Origin of the sequence: Megasphaera hominis (genome assembly GCF_014269395.1) — a bacterium.
GTDB classification, from domain to species: domain Bacteria; phylum Bacillota; class Negativicutes; order Veillonellales; family Megasphaeraceae; genus Megasphaera; species Megasphaera hominis.
Map to the genome: position 1 here is coordinate 41165 of NZ_JACOGK010000008.1, position 17603 is coordinate 58767.

A 17603-nucleotide genomic window follows, 5' to 3' on the forward strand; every position below is an offset into this window, starting at 1 on the left:
TTAGGGCTACTTCGTTCCGCCTCTATCCCCCGTTGTATAAACAACGGGTACTTCCCCCCCAGGGAAAGCTGTGTTAGCTTCACTCTTTTTCCTGCATGTAGTATAATGTTAGGTATCTTAGATTATGAAGGAGAATATACCTTGAAGACCCTTCTGACCACCTTAAATGCCAAATATGTCCAGTCATCTCTGGCGCTGCGTTGTTTGCGTACGAGTTGTGAAAAGCTGGGCTACGATGGCGTCGTTACGGCAGAATATACGATTAATCACAATGCCTACGATATTCTGCGCCATATTTATGCTTTTCACGCCGACGTGATTGGCTTTTCTTGTTACATTTGGAATATTGAAATGACGTGCCGCATCATCACGCTCATCCGCCAGGTTCTGCCTGACGTCGTAATTTTTGTAGGCGGCCCGGAGGTTTCTTATACGGCAGCAGAGACGCTGCGCGATTGTACCGACATCGATTACGTCCTCCAAGGTGAAGGGGAGGAAATGGTGCCGGCTTTTCTGCGTGCTCTGGAAGCAGGTGAGAACGCGACGGCTGTACCGGGTGTCATGGGCCGCGTAGACGGGAAGATCACAGGGATTCCCTGGTTCCGCGAGGTAGCCGATTTGGATACCCTGCCTTTTCCCTATGCCGGTGAAGATTTGTCAGCCTTAGAGCATCACATTATTTACTACGAAAGCTCCCGGGGCTGTCCCTTCCACTGCCAGTATTGCCTTTCCGGTAATGATGATGCCGTGCGCTTCCGCTCGGTCCCCTTGGTCATTAGCGAGCTCGAGCAGTTTGTCGCTGCCGGTGTCCATCAGGTAAAATTCGTAGACCGCACGTTCAATTGCAATCCCAGTCATTACCGGCCTCTTCTGGAATACATGATCAGTGTCGAAAAGCCCGTCAATTTCCATTTGGAAATCGAGCCCGGTGTCCTCAGCGATGCCGACCTGGATCTGCTCAGCCAGGCACCTAAGGGACGGGTGCAGCTGGAAATGGGTATTCAGTCGACGTATGAGCCGACCTTGACGGCGATTCACCGTCATAACGACTGGACGCGTATTACAGAAATCATGGAACGACTGACCGCCTTGGGGACGATTCATCTTCATCTGGACCTCATCGTTGGCCTGCCCTATGAAGATTACGGCCATTTGCAGCAGTCCTTTAACGACATTTACAGCCTGAAACCGCATAAGCTGCAAATCGGCTTCTTAAAGCTCCTCAAGGGCTCAGGCATTCGCCGCGATTTTCTGGCAGAGTATCGGTTTGACCCGTGCGGTCCCTATGAGGTTCTGGCTACGACGTGGCTCCCTTACGAAAAGGTCCAGTTCCTCAAGGTCTTTGAAGACGTCTTTGAACGGACGTACAATTCCGGTAAGTTTACGCACGTCCTGGCCTATGTGAGCCGTTTTTACGATGATAACGTCTTTGCCTTTTACGCCACCATGACCGAAGCCTGGCTGGCCCAGGGGAAGGACCGCATTGCCGTGGCCGATGCGGCGCTGTGCGAATTTCTCTGGCACTTCCTCACGACCTGTACACGCCTCGATGAAGGTACGCTGGCCGTAGCGAAGGAACTCTTGGCTCTTGATATGCTGACGGTCTTTTCCTTCCGTTTGCAGCCGTCTTTCCTCGGCTGGAGCGAAGCGCCACGGTCGGAAACGGACAGCCTCTTCCGGGACGAAAAACGGATGCAGGTGTACCTTGCGGACTATCATTTCACTAATTGGCGGGATCTGAAAATGCGCTACCGCATTTGGCCCGTCAGTGCTGCCGCGAAATCTGAGCTCGGCCGTACAGCAGCTGTGCCGGAAGGCCCGGCGTGGCTCCTGGCAGAAAAGAAAAAAGACGGCGTCACGTGGCAGGTTATTCCGCGTACACCGGCTGTGGATTAAGAAAGGACATTCATGGAACGATATAACGTATATTCTACCTTTTTAAAGGAAACGTACGGAGAAAAAGTATATAAGCTCCCTATCAGTATTCCCGATACGTGCCCGAACCGCGACGGCACACTGGGCGTACGGGGCTGCGTCTTCTGTGGCTCCATTGGCGCAGGTTACGAAAACCTGCCGGCGTCTATGACCATTGAAAAGCAGATCGAAGCCAACATTGCACACATTGGGCCCAAATACAAGGCGAAGAAATTCATTGCCTATTTCCAGAATTTTACCAATACGTATTTGCCGCCGGACCGTTTCCGCCAGTACCTCATCGAGGCGTGCCGGCCGGGCATCGTCGCCTTGGCTATTGCCACGCGGCCGGATTGCCTGAACGAAACGTATCTCGACATTATGGCTGACGTAAAGGAAAAATACGGCGTAGATATTCTCGTCGAGCTGGGCCTGCAGACGGCGAATTACAAAACCTTACAGAAAATTAACCGCGGTCATACACTGGCCGAGTATATTGAAGCCATGGTTATGCTCAAGGACTATCCCTTCCGCAACTGTACGCACGTCATCATTGGCCTGCCCGGTGACACGGAAGAGGATGTCGTCGAAACGGCCAAGATCATATCGGCATTGCCGTCCCACGAAATCAAGCTGCACGCCTTGTACGTCATTAAGAATACAGTCCTCGCCGACTGGTACCGCGACGGCCAGGTCGGGCTGATTTCCGTAGAGGACTACGTGCGCCGCGTCGTGACCTTCCTCGAATACACGCGGCAGGATATCGTTTTTCAGCGCCTCATCGGCCGGGCGCCGCAGGAAGCAACGGAATTTGCCAACTGGGGCATGGGCTGGTGGCGTATTCGCGATATGATCGATGCCGAGCTGGTACAGCGTGACACGTGGCAAGGGAAGAAATGCGATTACCTGCACGGCAAGGCTGTACGCAAATTTATGAGCAATCCGGAAAAGGAGAGATGACGCCAATATATGGAAAAACGACTGACTTTTACAGATAGTATGGAAGCCCGCAATGTGCTGGGAGCAAAAGACGAATTCTTTCGCATTTTGCAGAAGGAGTTTCCCGGCTGCCGCATGACAGCCCGCGGCAATGAACTGCTCTTTATCGGTGACGAAGAGGTCATCGTGCCGCCCATGAAGGTCGTTGCTATCCTGCGCGAGCTGAACCGGGAAAACACGTACCTGACGACGCAGCACGTCCGCTATTCATCGGACATGATCCGCCAGGGCAGGGAAGAAGAGTTGCGTGATATTTACGCCGATACGGTGAGCATTTCTGCCCGCGGCCGCCTGATCAAGCCCAAGACGGCCGGACAAAAGCGTTACGTCGACTCCATCCGCCGCAACCTCGTCACCTTTGGCATCGGACCGGCCGGGACGGGCAAAACGTATCTCGCCGTCGCCTTGGCGTCGTACTATCTGAAGAACCGGGAAGTCGAACGGATCATCCTCACGCGCCCTGCTGTCGAAGCCGGGGAAAAGCTGGGCTTTCTGCCAGGAGACCTGCAGGAAAAAATCGACCCGTATCTGCGGCCGTTGTATGACGCCCTGGCCGATCTCTTTGGCTACGATCAGTTCCAAAAGCTCATTGCCCGCAACATCATCGAAGTAGCGCCCTTGGCGTACATGCGCGGCCGTACTCTGGAAGAGTCGTTTATCATCCTCGATGAAGCCCAGAATACGACGCGGGAACAGATGAAGATGTTCCTCACGCGTATGGGCAATCACTCGCGCGTCGTCGTCAATGGCGATACGACGCAGATCGACTTGCCGAACCAGCAGCAGTCAGGCCTTACGGAAGCCGAAAAAATACTAAGTCACGTACCGGGCATTGGCGTCATTCATTTTTCAGACGCCGACGTCGTCCGTCACGATATGGTAGGCCGCATTATCCGCGCCTATGCCGATTACTACAAGGAGGAAGACAAATGAAGATCAACATTAACTACCGCGACGAAGCTGACAAACAGGAAAAAAATGAAGAAGTCATCGAACGGGTCTGCCAGGAAGCAGCCCTGGTCTATGGCCTCGGTCCCAATGCGGAAATCAGCATTCTCCTCTGTCATAACGAATATATCCACGAACTGAACAAGCAGTACCGCGATATAGACCGGCCGACAGACGTCTTGTCCTTTGCCCTCAACGAAGGGGAAGAAGACGGCTACGATGGCCCTGATACGGCACTTTTGGGAGATATCGTCATTTCTCTCGATAAGGTGCAGGAACAGGCTGACGAATACGGCCACTCCTTTGAACGGGAATTGGCCTATCTGACCATTCACGGTATGCTCCATATTTTGGGCTACGACCATATGGAACCGGATGACAAGGCAGAAATGCGCAAAGAAGAAGAATTTATCCTCACGCGTCTGGGCTATGTCCGTCCGGGAGAAGACTTGTGATCGCTGCGGCAGACGCACAGCGACTCATCAAAGCAGCGAGGGAAACGCAGGCCCAGGCCTACGTGCCCTATTCCCATTTTCACGCCGGCGCCGCCGTACCCGGTGCTGCATCTATACGGCTGTAACGTAGAAATTGCGTCGTACGGCCTCACTATCTGTGCCGAACGGAATACTGTCTTTTACGCCGCCGCCTGCGGCTGCCGTCATTTTGTGGCCCTTGCCATTACCAGCGACAGCAAGGACCTGACCGCCCCGTGTGGTGCGTGCCGTCAGGTTTCAAGATCCCCGAAGTGATTTTGGCACGGCCTGATGGTTCCTATGAGGTCTGTCCATTGCAGAAATTATTACCGTTAGCTTTTGCTGACACTACGATGAAGGAGTAATTATGAGCGAACAGTTTAAATCCGGTTTTGTTGCCGTTGTGGGCCGCCCGAATGTCGGCAAGTCCACATTGATTAACCATATTATTAAGCAGAAGGTGTCCATCGTTTCCGATAAGGCCCAGACGACGCGGAATCGTATCCTCTGCATTCACACAGACGACGAATGCCAGATCGTATTCCTCGATACGCCGGGCATTCACAAGCCTAAGCACAAGCTGGGCGAATTCATGGACGAAGCAGCATACCAGTCTCTGCAGGATATTGACGCCGTTCTCTTCCTCATTTCGGGCAATGAAAAGAAGGGCCCGGGCGACCTCTTCGTCCTCGATAAATTAAAAGGCGTCAAGGTACCGGTCTTCCTGGTCATCAACAAGGTAGACCTCATGAGCCACGAAGAAATCTTCCAAAAGATTACGGAATATAAGGAGCTCTATCCCTTTGCCCAGATCATTCCCATTTCGGCCCTCACCGGAGACAACGTCGACGCTGTCCTGACGGAGCTGAAGAAGTGCCTGCCTGAAGGGCCGAAGTATTTCCCGGACGACATGATCACAGACCAGCCGGAACGGCTCCTGGCCGGGGAAATCGTACGGGAAAAGCTCTTCCAGTGCATGCGCGAGGAAGTTCCGCACTCCATTGCCGTCTATGTCGATGAAATGAAGGACCGGGGCCACAACAAGGTCTATATCCGCGTGACGGTCTACGTCGAACGGGACTCGCAAAAGCGCATCGTCATTGGCAAAAACGGTACGGTCCTCAAGGAAGTCGGCCGTCTGGCACGCCAGGAAATCGAAAACGTCCTGGGCTCGTCGGTCTTCCTCGATATTTGGGTCAAAGTGAAGAAGGATTGGCGTAACCAGCCGTCAGCCCTCAGTGAATTCGGCTATAAGAACGAATAGAAGGAGAGATTTATCATAGATATGCAATGGCAAGATTTGGCAGAATACCTGCTGCCCCTCATTCCCTGCATTATCGTCAGCAACCTCTGCGTCATGGGCAAGTTTTCCTTTGTCCAGCTGCGCCGTGAGGCTGTTGAGGAAATGGCGCGCAATGGCGACCGGAAGGCACCGTTTCTGCTGAAATTATACGAAAAACCGGCCCTCTTCTTAGGTACAGCCCAGGTTGGCATGGTCACTGCCGGCATGGCCTCCGGCGCGGTTATCGCCTATGTCTTGTATCATCTGCAGCCCCTCTTGTGGCAGGTCATGCCGGGCTGGGCGGCGATTATCGTCAACATTTGCCTGGTCCTTGCCGTCTGTTTCTGCCTCTGGGTCTTTGGCGAGCTCGTACCGAAGTCCGTAGGTCTCCAGAGTCCGGAAAAAAGTCTCAAACGGGTGAGCCACTTTCTCTATTGGTGCAGCCGTCTCTGTTATGGCTTTATTGCCTGCGGCAACTGGCTCGGCCAGGTCATCCTGCGGCGGCAGAATCTCGATGTGACCAATGAAATCGACATGGTCCACTCGGAAGATGAAATCCGCATGCTCGTCACGGCCAGCCATAAGGAAGGGAAGCTCGATACGGTAGAAAGCGAGCTCATCGACAACGTCTTTGACTTTGCCGACCTCCTGGCCAAGGAAATCATGGTGCCCCGGCAGGATATGGTCTGTCTCTACGTAGAAGAGAACATGAACCAGCATCTGAAGACGCTGCGCCAGTCGCGGCATACGCGCTATCCCCTCTGCCAGGGCGATAAGGATCACATTATCGGCCTCGTGCACATAAAGGATTTCATGGATGCCTACATCCATAAACGGAGCAACCTGCGCCTCATCAACAGGCCCATCCTCATGGTGCCGGAAATCATGCCGGCAGCCCAGCTCCTGCAGCTCATGCGGCGGCGCCGTACGTATTTGGCCATCGTCGTCGATGAATACGGCAGCTCCGTCGGCCTCATCGGCCTGGAAGATATTTTGGAAGAGCTCGTAGGCAATATCCAAAACGAGCATACTGTGGAAAAGGAAGAAATCCAGCCCCTCGAAAACGGGGCCTACGAATTTGCCGGTACGGTACTCCTGGAAGACGTGCAGGACCTGCTGCACATTCCTGTAGAAGAGGATGTCGATGCCGACACTATTGGCGGCTACGTCTTTTACCTCTTAGGCCATACGCCGGCCGTTCAGGAAGAAACGCGTATCGGCTCGTACCGCTTTCAGGTTATGGAAGTTCAGGGCTTCCGCATTTCCCGCCTGAAGGCGACGCCTATGCCGGAAGAAGCGCCGGCACCGGAAGCAGAGGAAGAAAAACATGGTGAGGACTAACTTTTATAGCCAGAAGACGCACCACTACGACGGCATTATCCTGCGCCTGCGCAAGGGCTATTCCCGCCAGCTCTCCCTGACGATTTTTACGCGCCAGGCCGGGCTCCTGCCATTTCTCGTACCGAAGGGCAAAAAAGGCTATAACCAGGGGTTTGGCAGTCTTGTAGAGCTCTCGGTCGTGACCTTTGAAGGCTACGAACGGCAAGGGAGCCACTTTATTACGGAATACGAAAGCCATGGCAGCAGCCTCTTGGCCGATCTTTCGTGGGATCGCTACGTCTATACCCAGGTCTTTACGGAAATGGTCCTGGCCCTAGTGCCGCCGGAAGCGCCGGACGATAGCACGTACAACCTGATCCTGCGCTATATCGAGGCTATTGCTGCGCGCAACGTACGCGTGGCGACGATCATTGCCGGCTGGCAGCTTACGGCCTGTGCCGGCTTTCAGCCTGATACGGAAACGGTCTGCGTCTACCGCTATCCCGGCGAAGCACCGGATGGACAGATACGCTATTACTTCAGCGATCACGACGAAGAAAATATGCCGCCTGTGCCTGTCAGCGGACCTGTGCGCCGCCTTTGGCAGGCTCTCATCGACTACGATTGGCAGCACGCAGCGCCTATGCAGCTGCCGCGCAAGGACCTGGCCCTGCTGGAGCAGTTGCTCTACAGCTACGTCGAAGACGTAAGCGGCAAAGACCTGAAATGCCGCAAGGCATTATTGGACTGATAACTAGCTATGCAAAGACCCCCATGCTCAGCGAGAGCATGGGGGTCTCTTTATACGTGCAGCCAACGCTGCGCCTGATTCCTTAGCGGAAACGAGGCAGGTTGTGCATGATATAGAAGTAACAGCCTGATGTAAAGAGGCAGGCTGCGATCCAGCAGATCGGGCTGGCACAGCAAATGCCGAAGTAGCCCCACGATGCTGCCAGGATGAAGGCAGAAGCGGCGCGCAGAACCAGCTCGATAAGGCTGCTTGCCAGGGGGACGATAGAAATGCCCATGCCCTGAACGGCGTTGCGGTAGACGAAAATCTGCCCCAGGAATACGTAGAAGGGTACTGACATAGTCAGGTAGAGCCAGGCCGCGTCGAGGAGCTGTTCGTCCTGTTCCGTCGTAAAGATGCCGATGATTTCCCGGCCCTGCGTAAACATGGCTACAGCCGCTAAGGCACAAAAGGCCAGGGACACGAGGGAGCACTGGCGTACGCCCCGGCGGATGCGGTCGGTCCGGCCGGCACCGTAGTTTTGGGCGGAAAAGACAGCCATGGCGATACCCAGGGAAATCATGGGCTGCATGGCCAGCTGTTCAATCCGTGTTGCCGAGACGAAGCCGGCAATGGTTTCAGCGCCGAAGGTGTTGCACACAGACTGGATGGCAATGATGCCCAGGGAAATGATGAGAAACTGGGCCGCCATGGGCAGGCCGATGCGCAGGTGCTGCCAGGCAAAGGCCGTGTCCCAGTGCCAATCCTGCCGTTTCAGGCGCAGCATGGGAAAGCGCAGGCGCATGTAAATGAGACAGAGCAGGGCTGATACGGCCTGGGCTGCAACGAGGGCAATGGCCGAGCCTGGCACACCCCAGCCAAAGCGGATGATGAAGACCAGGGCCAGGATGACGTTGAGAACCGACGACAGCATGAGAAAGTAAAGAGGCGTCCGGCTGTCGCCCAAGGCCCGGCAGGCACAGGACAGGAGATTGTAGAGCATCATGGCAATGAGGCCGTTGGCGACGATCATGACGTAGCTGTACGAATCGGCGTAAAGGTCGGCCGAGATGTTCATGAGTGACAGGAGAAAGGGCATGAAGGCAGCGGCACCAGCCATGAGCAGCAGCGTAATGGCCACGGATAAGATGACGCACATGGCAAAGGAACGGCGCACGCCGTCGTTGTCACCGGCGCCGAAGCGCTGGCCCATGATGACCGTCAGGCCCGAAGCGAGGCCAATAGTGAGGCCCAAGAGGGCCATGAAAAGCGGCGCCGTAGCACCGACGGCCGCCAGGGCGTGGACGCCGATGAAGCGGCCGACGATGATGACGTCGGCAATGTTGTAGAACTGTTGGAAAACGTTGCCAATGAGCAGAGGAACCGTAAAGATAAGAATCAGGCGGATCGGGTTCCCTTCTGTCATATTATGAACCATGAAATGACCCCTTTCGGTGTTATAGCGTTAGTGCGGCCGCGAGAGGATGAACTGGGCCAGCTGGATGAAGCCCGGTACGAGAGAATCGATGTCCAGATTTTCTTCGACCGTGTGGGCACGGCGGCCTATGCAGGTGCCGAAGGAAATGGCCGGAATCCCCAGGCTGAGGGGAATATTGGCGTCCGTACTGCCAGCCTGATAATCAGTCGTCAGGCCGCGGGCTGCCCGGATCTGTTCGAGCCGCTGGCAGAGAGCCGCCGTATCGACACCACTGCTGCAGGGCCGTTCGCCAATGAGCGTTTCCCTGATTTCAATACCCTCTTTGGCATTTTGCTTCAGGATCTGGTGAAATTCCTTATCTATGGCGTCTAAGGCGTCTTTATCCTCTGAGCGCAGGTCGATGCGGAACATGGCGTGTTCCGCAATGGAATTGACAGTCGTACCGCCTTCGATGGTACCGGCGTTGTACGTCGTCTTGGGATCCTTTGGTACGGACAGGTGGTACAGGTCGTCAATAATGGCGGCGGCGCTGGCGATGGCGCTGGTGTTGCCAAAGCCGCTCCAGCTGTGGCCGCCCTGGGCTGTCACGTTGATTTCGTAGCGGTGTGAGCCTACGGCCTTGTGGATACACGTGTCGCTGTTGCAGTCGACGGCGACCATTTCGCTGATTTCGCTGCTGTGGTCGGCCATGAACTGGCGAATGCCGCGCAGATTGCCTAAGCCTTCTTCGCCTGTATTAAAGAGAAAATAGGCACCGCCCGGGAGATCTATGTGTTCTTCATAGAGCATGGTAATGAAGCAGAGCAGGCTGGCTACGTTGGCACTGTTGTCGCCACACGACGGGGCAGCAAAGAGGTTACCTTCTATGCGCGGCGTAATTTCCTGGCATTGGAGAAATACCGTGTCGATGTGGGCCCCGTAGAGGGGATGTTTGCCGCTTCCGGTAATTTGGTACGGGCAGACGACGTTGCCTGCCTGGTCGATGTGGGCGTCACTGGCACCGAGATTGTGCAGGTATTCCAGGATAAAAGCAGCCTTTTCCGCTTCTGCGCCGGTCGGCGAAGGCAGGCTCGTAATCTGCGTCAGCATGTCGAGCAGGGCGTGTTCATGGGCCTGCCCATAGGTTTCGAGTTTCTGTATATCGTTTGTAGTCATAGTCGTTCCTCCTCAGGTGCTCGAAAGAGCATGTACTCATTATACTACACACGTTCCGGATGTCTACAGGTGAACAAAACCGGCCTGCACGCTGGTGCAGGCCGGAGCAGCCGGCTTAGAAGGCCGGGATAAGAGAACCTTTGTAGTGTTCTTCAATGTATTTGCGGATCGGTTCGGAATTGTAGATTTCGACAATCTTCTTGTACGTCGGGTTGTCTTTGTCGTCTTCGTGAACGGCAATGATGTTGGCGTACGGCGAATCCTTGTCTTCACGGAAGAGGGCGTCCTTGACGGGGTCGATGCCAGCTTCAAGGGCGTAGTTCGTGTTGACAGCAGCCAAATCCACGTCATCGAGGGAACGGGGAATCTGAGCGGCTTCCAGTTCGCGGAACTGCAGGTGTTTCGGGTTTTCTGCTACGTCTGCCGGAGTCGGATATTTGACGCCGTCTTTGACTTTAATCAGGCCGGCTTTCTGCAGGAGCAGGAGACCGCGGGCACCGTTGGTCGGGTCGTTCGGAATGGCGACGACAGCGCCGTCTTTCAGTTCGTCCAGGCTCTTAATCTTATGGGAGTAGAGACCGATAGGGGCGACGACGGTCTGGCCGATGGAGACGAGCTTCAGGCCTTTATCCTTGACCATGTTGTCCATGTACGGCTTGTGCTGGTACGAGTTCATGTCGATTTCCTTGTTGGACAAGGCTACGTCCGGTGTGACATAGTCAGAGAATTCGATGACTTTGATGAGGATGCCCTGTTTGGCAGCTTCTTTCTTCACCTGTTCCATTACGTCTGCATGGAAGCCCGGTGTTACGCCGACGGTAATTTCTTTGTTGGCGTCCTTAGAGGAAGACGACGAAGCGGAATCACTGGAATTGCCGCAGCCTGCAGCAAAGAGGCAAATAGAAGCGGCCGCTGCGAAGACGAGGGCCTTTTTGAGAGAAATAAACATAGCTGAAAACACTCCTTATATATACTTATTTTTTGTTCTTCTTGTGGGAGGCAAAGTCGCCAATGCCCTGGATCAGGTTGACACCGATGACCAGGATGATGATTGTTGCCAGCATGACGTCAGCCTGGAAACGCTGGTAGCCGTAGCGGATGGCAATATCCCCCAGGCCACCGCCGCCGATGGCACCGGCCATAGCCGACGCACCGATGAGGTTGACGATGAGGACTGTAATGTTGTTGATGATCGTCGGCAAAGCTTCCGGCAGGAGCACCTTGCGGATGATCTGCAAGGGCGAGGCACCCATGGCTTCAGCTGCTTCGACGAGGCCGAAATCGACGTCGCGGATACTCGTTTCTACGAGACGGCTCAGGAAAGGAATGGCGACGATGGTCAGCGGTACGCACGCAGCCGTCGTGCCGATGGAGGTGCCGGCAATGAGACGGGTCAGCGGAATGATAGCTACCATGAGGATGATGAACGGAATAGAGCGGATGATGTTGACGATGGTGCTGAAAATCTGGTTGATGAACCTGTTTTCCAGTATATGGCCCTTGCCGGTAATGACCAGCGTCACGCCGAGGGGAATGCCGATGATGGCAGCAATGATTGTAGAAACAGAGACCATGAAGAGCGTTTCTTCAATGCCCTGTATCATCAGTTTAATGAGTTCTGGGGACATATCCTAATACCTCGCTTTCAATAGGCTGTGTTTTGATGTAGGCAAATGCTTTTGCCTGTGCTTCCATATCGCCCATGATGACGACGATGAGGTAGCCAAAGGGCACATCCTGGATGTAGTCGATATTGCCATAGAGGACGCTAACGTCAAGATTGAACTTGCGGGCAATGTTGACGACGAGCGGTTCGTTGGTGACCAGGCCCTTGAAACGGAAACGTACGAGCATATCCCGGTCCGGTGCAGGCTGGTCCGATACGCCGAGCTTGCGGATGCCCTGGGGCAGTTCCATATTGACGACAGATTTGACAAATTCCTTCATCGTTTCCGATGTAGGGCTGGCAAAGATGTCGATGACGCGGCCCTGTTCTTTAATGACGCCGCCTTCAATAACGGCGACGCGGTCGCAAATAGCTTTGATAACGGCCATTTCGTGGGTAATGATGACGATGGTAATGCCCAGGCGCTTGTTGATATCCTTCAGGAGTTCCAAAATGGACTGCGTCGTCTGCGGATCCAAGGCCGATGTGGCTTCGTCGCAGAGAAGGATCTTCGGATCGCTGGCCAGGGCGCGGGCAATGCCGACACGCTGTTTCTGGCCGCCAGAGAGCTGGGACGGGTAGTTGTACTGCCGGTCTGTCAGGCCGACCAGTTCGAGGAGGGATTCGACCTTGCTGGCAATGACTTCCTTGGAAGCGCCGATCAGTTCCAGCGGGAAGGCAATGTTGTCAAAGACCGTGCGCGACGAGAGCAGGTTGAAATGCTGGAAAATCATGCCGATGTTTTTGCGTTCGGCCCGCAGCTGGCTGTCGGACATGGCCGTCAGTTCTTTGTCGTCAATGATGACTTTGCCGCTCGTCGGTTTTTCCAGCATGTTGATGCAGCGGACGAGGGTCGATTTGCCGGCGCCGCTCTTGCCGATTATGCCAAAGATTTCGCCGTCGTTGATGGTCAGCGAGATCCCTTTTAGAGCCTGGACGTGCGTTTTGCCGCCGTAGGTCTTGGTAATGTTCTCAAAAGTTATCACAAGATCAACTCCTTACTTAATTTTCCTAGTGATCATCGTTATTTCCTAATAAAAAAGCCGTCAACAGATGCTGACGGTAGAATTACTGCGATCATTTCATCTGCCGGATACATTCCGCTGGACTTGGCACCTTCCCGCGTAGGGGGTTGCCGCAACGTCATAGGGCCATTCCCTCGATTGCTCTGGATGAATACACTATGGAATTACTGTCCTGTATCATAGCACGGGGACAGGGCCTTGTCAATATCTAAATTGGAATACCGTTCGAGAAAGAAAAAATAATTATAATTTTTTTCCTCGGATTAGCAGGAATTAACAAAGTGATGTGGAATACTATATATATCAGGAGCGAAGTATTCAAATCTTAAGCATGGATGGTTTGAAAAATGAGGCTCCTCGCGAAAGGAAGGGATTTTTTATGGCAACAATCGTTAGAGGTAAGAATCTGGAAATTACACCGGCATTAAAAGATTACGTTTTGAAACATGAAAAAAAGGTAACGAAATACTTCGAAAATGAAGTGAATGTGCAGGCTCTTCTTTCCGTCGAAAAAGATCGTAAAATTGCAGAAATCACGTTGAAGGTAGACGGTGTCGTCCTCCGTGGTGTAGAAGCCAACGAAGACATGTATGCCGCTATTGATCTGGTGTACGATAAGATGATCCGCCAGATTCATAAGTATAAAACAAAGATTGCCCGCCGTATGAAAGGCGGCTCCTTCCATGATGCTATGGTCGAAGGACCGGCTGTACCGGAAGAAGATTTTGAAATCGCCCGCGTCAAGAAATTCGCTGCCCGTCCCATGGACGTAGAAGAAGCTATTCTGCAGATGAATCTCGTCGGCCACGATTTCTTCGTTTTCCTCAATTCGGAAACGGAAGCCATTAACGTCGTATACAAACGGAAACACGGCAAATATGGCTTGATCGAACCGGAATATTAATAGCGATCACTTTTGTTCCTGTCATCTCAGGTGCCATACAGAAAGGGTTCAGACTTCGCAGTCTGGACCCTTTTTCTAATGTTCCCGGGCGCGGATTCGCCGGGCCTGTATAAAAAACAGCCGTATCAGGTCCATCCTGGTACGGCTGTATTGCAGTTCTATTATTTTTCGTCGTTTCCTTTTAGCATGGTGATTTTTTGCTTCAAGCTCACGGCCTGGTCAAATTCGGCCTGGATTTCTGCACTAGGCGGTGCGTCCAGCTTGCTGACGACGTAAATGGCAATGAGGGAGAAAATGAAGCCCGGCACGATTTCGTAAAGGCCGAACCAGGCAAACTGTTTCCAAATGAGGACCGTCAGGCCACCGACGACAATACCTGCCAGGGCACCGTTTTTGGTCATCCGTTTCCAGAAGAGGGAAAGGAGGATGCACGGGCCAAAGGCGGCACCAAAACCGGCCCAGGCGTAGGCAACCATGGTGAGGATGTAGTTGTTCGGGTCGAGGCCGAGGATGATGGCCAGGGCAGCGACGACGAGAACCGTAATACGGCTCACGAGGATCAGTTCCTTGTCGCTGGCATCCTTGCGGATGAAGGCGTTGTAGAAGTCCTTGGAAATGGCCGATGCCGTAACCAGGAGCTGTGACGATGCCGTACTCATAATGGCGGCTAACACGGCAGACCAGATGAGACCGGCCACGAAGGGCGGGAAGAGCTGTTCACTCATGACGAGGAAAACCTTTTCTGCATCGGCCCCTTGGAGCGGTGTATCGAGGACGACCTTACCGACGAGGCCGACGAGAACGGCAGCGGCCAGGGAAATAATAACCCAGGTCATGGCAATGTGTTTGGCTTTATTCAGTTCCTGCGGATCACCAATGGCCATGAAACGCACGAGGATGTGGGGCTGGCCGAAGTAGCCTACGCCCCAGCCAATGGCTGAGATGATGGCGATGACGCCGGTCATGGACGTATCGGGCACGAGCTGCAGGAGCTGCGGCGAGTCGGAAGCGACGCGGGACATGACGGCATCGGCACCGCCGAAGGAAAGCATGCCTACGATGGGCACGAGGACGATGGCCAGGAACATCATACAGCCCTGAATGAAATCGGTCCAGCAGACGGCCATGAAACCGCCCAGGAAGGTATAGATGACGACGACACCGGCGCCGAGGAGCAGGGCGTAGAAGTAATCCATGCCAAAGACGGTCTGGAAGAGCTTGCCGCCGGCAACGAAGCCCGACGATGTGTAGATGAGAAAGAAGATGAGGATAAAGATGGCCGAAATGAGGCGGATAATATTCTTTTCATCGTGGAAGCGGTTTTTCAGGTAATCCGGCATAGTCAGGCTGTTGTTGGCGACTTCTGTATAATTACGCAGGCGCCGCGAAACAAAATGCCAGTTCAAGAAGGTGCCCAGACAGAGACCCAAGGCCGTCCAAAAAGCAGATATGCCGATGGAGTAGGCAAAGCCCGGCAAGCCCATGAGCATCCAGCCACTCATATCGGAGGCTTCGGCACTCATAGACGTAATCCATGGGCCCAAGGTACGGCCGCCGAGGATATAATCGCTCAGCCCTTGCTGGGAACGATAATAATAAGCGCCGATAGCCAGCATCATGAGCAGATACAGGGCGAAGGCGCTCAGTACGACAATATTAGTCTGAAACATGGAAACGACTCCTTTGATAAGAAAATTTACAAGATGTACATTTATTTATTGTACCTTATCTACAGCTATATAGCAACGTTTCTAAGGGAAAGTGGAGAAAAAAGGATACAATACCTGTGATTTCCACCAGCCCTGACTGGCATTTCCAGGGGCTTCCCTATATAATAGAACTGATACGATTTCAATACAAAGAAGGAAAAAACTATGAATATACTGACAACAGAGGGCGTGTCCAAAGCGTATGGCCTGCGCGTCCTCTTTTCTGATGTAACGATTTCTCTTGATGCGGGCCAGAAGACGGGCCTCATCGGCCTCAATGGCGCCGGCAAGACGACGCTCCTCAAAATCATTGCCGGCGTAGCCGAAGCCGATAGCGGCACGATCTGGCGCAATCCGAAGGCGCGCATTCATTTTTTGCCGCAGGAACCGCAGTTCCAGCCGGGCCAGACGGTGCTAGAAAGCGTCCTCGACGGCGATTTGCCCGTCATGGATGTTATTCGCCGCTATGAAGACGCTGTAGCCCGCGATGATGCCGCTGCCGTCCTCAAACTCACGGAAGAAATGGATGCCAGCCAGGCCTGGGAGCTCGAACAGCAGGCGCGGGTCATCCTGCAGGAGCTGGGCATTACGGATTATAGGGCCAAGACGGACACCCTCTCCGGGGGCCAGCGCAAGCGTCTCGGCCTGGCGCGGGCCCTCATCGTACCGTGCGATCTGTTGATCCTCGATGAACCGACGAACCATTTGGACGACCAGACTATTTTCTGGCTCGAAGAATACCTGCACGATAGCAAGTCGGCTATCCTCCTCAGTACGCACGACCGCTATTTCCTGGACCGCGTGGCCAGCTCCATGATCGAACTCGACCGGGGCCACGTCTATTCCTATACCGGCTCGTACGTTCAATTCCTGGAAATGCGCCAGACACGCATTGAAGGGGAAGAGGCGGCTGCTGCACGCCGGGCCAATCTGATCCGCCGGGAAACGGCGTGGATCCGCCGCGGTGCCCAGGCCCGTTCGACGAAGCAAAAGGCCCGTATTGAACGGTACGAAGCCCTGTGTGCTATGGAAACGAACAAGCCCTCAGGCAGTGTGGAAATCCTCGATACGTCTGTGCGCCTTGGCAAGACCATCATCGACATGGACGGCGTGGCCTTTGCCTATCCCGGCGGCCAGCCCTTGTTCCACGACGTGACGTATCACGTAGTCAAGCACGACCGCATCGGCATTATCGGCGCCAACGGCGTTGGCAAATCGACACTGCTCAAGGTCATTGCCGGCGATCTGACGCCCAGTGCAGGCCAGCTCGTCGTCGGCCAGACTGTGCGCTTTGGCTTCTTCCGCCAGCAGCTGCCGGAATTTGACGAAGGCCAGCGTGTCATCGATTACGTCCAGGAAGCCGGCCATTACGTGACCAACCTTTATGGCGAAACCATTTCTGCGTCGCGCCTGCTGGAGCAGTTCCTCTTTACGGAAGAGATGCAGTACACGTACATTGCCAAATTAAGCGGCGGTGAACGGCGCCGTCTCTACCTTTTGCGCCTGCTCATGGGCCAGCCTAACGTCCTTCTCTTGGACGAACCGACGAACGATCTGGATATTCCTACGCTGACGGTCCTCGAACAGTACCTTGATACCTATCAGGGCGTGGTCCTCGTCGTTTCCCATGACCGCTATTTCCTCGATCGCGTAGCAGACAAGCTCTTCGTCCTGGAAGCGGGCACGTGGAGCCGTTATTATGGCGATTACAGCGCCTACCTCGATGAAAAAATCCGGCACCGTACGGATACGGCACCGGAAAAGAAAGAAAAAGCAGCAGCTCCTGCGCTGTCCCAGCAGCCCAAGCCGGCACCCGTAAAGAAGGGGTTGTCGGCCCGGGAAAAGGAAGAGCTGGCTAAGATCACACAGGAACTGCCGCGCTATGAAAGTTTATTGAAGGGTCTGAACGCCGCCGTCGCTGCAGCCGGCAGTGATTACGAAACGGTGGCACAGCTTATGGAAGAACAGCGTCAGGCCCAGGCCAAGGTGGATGAGCTCACAGAACGGTGGTGCGAGCTCGAAGACCTGGCAGCAGAGTAG

17 protein-coding genes and 1 riboswitch are annotated in these 17603 nt (G+C 54.1%); of the genes, 11 read left to right on the forward strand and 6 right to left on the reverse strand.

Annotation, left to right across the window (positions count from 1 at the left end; genetic code table 11):
• The first annotated feature begins 141 nt into the window (after window positions 1-141).
• From H8J70_RS04030 to recO, 9 genes are all read left to right on the forward strand, one after another.
• Window positions 142-1896, forward strand: coding sequence for a B12-binding domain-containing radical SAM protein (locus H8J70_RS04030; RefSeq protein WP_186502579.1), 1755 nt, complete (start codon window positions 142-144; stop codon window positions 1894-1896).
• Between the two features lie 12 nt (window positions 1897-1908).
• The gene (mnmL, locus tag H8J70_RS04035) at window positions 1909-2874 is read left to right on the forward strand and encodes a tRNA modification radical SAM protein MnmL/YtqA (RefSeq protein ID WP_186502580.1); all 966 of its coding nucleotides are present in this window, start codon (window positions 1909-1911) and stop codon (window positions 2872-2874) included.
• A gap of 9 nt (window positions 2875-2883) precedes the next feature.
• The gene (locus H8J70_RS04040; RefSeq protein WP_186502581.1) at window positions 2884-3846 is read left to right on the forward strand and encodes a PhoH family protein; all 963 of its coding nucleotides are present in this window, start codon (window positions 2884-2886) and stop codon (window positions 3844-3846) included.
• Window positions 3843-4316, forward strand: coding sequence for an rRNA maturation RNase YbeY (ybeY, locus tag H8J70_RS04045; protein ID WP_186502582.1), 474 nt, complete (start codon window positions 3843-3845; stop codon window positions 4314-4316). Before H8J70_RS04040 ends, ybeY begins: the two co-directional genes overlap by 4 nt.
• Window positions 4313-4441 (forward strand): hypothetical protein, encoded by a 129-nt coding sequence (locus H8J70_RS12685; RefSeq protein WP_281386250.1) that lies wholly within the window; start codon window positions 4313-4315, stop codon window positions 4439-4441. Before ybeY ends, H8J70_RS12685 begins: the two co-directional genes overlap by 4 nt.
• Window positions 4419-4610: a cytidine deaminase family protein gene (locus H8J70_RS12465; RefSeq protein WP_222433573.1), complete on the forward strand. Its 192-nt coding sequence runs from the start codon at window positions 4419-4421 to the stop codon at window positions 4608-4610. Before H8J70_RS12685 ends, H8J70_RS12465 begins: the two co-directional genes overlap by 23 nt.
• Window positions 4611-4701: 91 nt before the next feature.
• Entirely contained in the window at window positions 4702-5598 is an 897-nt protein-coding gene (gene era, locus H8J70_RS04055) for a GTPase Era (protein ID WP_186502583.1), read from the forward strand.
• 21 nt (window positions 5599-5619) lie between these two features.
• The gene (locus tag H8J70_RS04060) at window positions 5620-6957 is read left to right on the forward strand and encodes a hemolysin family protein (RefSeq protein WP_186502584.1); all 1338 of its coding nucleotides are present in this window, start codon (window positions 5620-5622) and stop codon (window positions 6955-6957) included.
• The gene (gene recO / locus H8J70_RS04065) at window positions 6944-7687 is read left to right on the forward strand and encodes a DNA repair protein RecO (RefSeq protein ID WP_186502585.1); all 744 of its coding nucleotides are present in this window, start codon (window positions 6944-6946) and stop codon (window positions 7685-7687) included. Before H8J70_RS04060 ends, recO begins: the two co-directional genes overlap by 14 nt.
• Window positions 7688-7769: 82 nt before the next feature.
• Here the strand turns inward: recO and H8J70_RS04070 are convergent, their stop codons facing one another.
• The 5 genes from H8J70_RS04070 to H8J70_RS04090 all read right to left on the reverse strand — a co-directional run bounded on the left by H8J70_RS04070 (window position 7770) and on the right by H8J70_RS04090 (window position 12911).
• On the reverse strand, window positions 7770-9104 hold the full coding sequence (locus tag H8J70_RS04070; RefSeq protein WP_186502586.1) for an MATE family efflux transporter: 1335 nt from the start codon (window positions 9102-9104) through the stop codon (window positions 7770-7772).
• 27 nt (window positions 9105-9131) lie between these two features.
• Entirely contained in the window at window positions 9132-10259 is a 1128-nt protein-coding gene (locus tag H8J70_RS04075) for a M20/M25/M40 family metallo-hydrolase (RefSeq protein WP_186502587.1), read from the reverse strand.
• A 115-nt stretch (window positions 10260-10374) separates the two neighbouring features.
• A complete protein-coding gene (locus H8J70_RS04080) occupies window positions 10375-11208 on the reverse strand; it encodes a MetQ/NlpA family ABC transporter substrate-binding protein (protein ID WP_186502588.1) in 834 nt (277 codons plus the stop codon).
• 25 nt (window positions 11209-11233) lie between these two features.
• The gene (locus H8J70_RS04085) at window positions 11234-11887 is read right to left on the reverse strand and encodes a methionine ABC transporter permease (protein WP_186502589.1); all 654 of its coding nucleotides are present in this window, start codon (window positions 11885-11887) and stop codon (window positions 11234-11236) included.
• Window positions 11868-12911, reverse strand: a complete 1044-nt coding sequence (locus tag H8J70_RS04090; RefSeq protein WP_186502590.1) for a methionine ABC transporter ATP-binding protein — start codon at window positions 12909-12911, stop codon at window positions 11868-11870. The genes H8J70_RS04085 and H8J70_RS04090 overlap by 20 nt, the downstream gene beginning before the upstream one ends.
• Before the next feature lie 93 nt (window positions 12912-13004).
• A riboswitch (SAM riboswitch) is annotated at window positions 13005-13104 on the reverse strand.
• 225 nt (window positions 13105-13329) lie between these two features.
• On the opposite strand from H8J70_RS04090, the gene hpf reads away from it, so the two are divergent.
• Window positions 13330-13854, forward strand: a complete 525-nt coding sequence (gene hpf, locus H8J70_RS04095) for a ribosome hibernation-promoting factor, HPF/YfiA family (protein WP_186502591.1) — start codon at window positions 13330-13332, stop codon at window positions 13852-13854.
• 161 nt (window positions 13855-14015) lie between these two features.
• Here the strand turns inward: hpf and putP are convergent, their stop codons facing one another.
• Entirely contained in the window at window positions 14016-15524 is a 1509-nt protein-coding gene (gene putP / locus H8J70_RS04100; RefSeq protein ID WP_186502592.1) for a sodium/proline symporter PutP, read from the reverse strand.
• Window positions 15525-15728: 204 nt separating this feature from the next.
• Between putP and H8J70_RS04105 the strand changes: the two genes are divergently transcribed.
• A complete protein-coding gene (locus H8J70_RS04105; RefSeq protein WP_186502593.1) occupies window positions 15729-17603 on the forward strand; it encodes an ABC-F family ATP-binding cassette domain-containing protein in 1875 nt (624 codons plus the stop codon).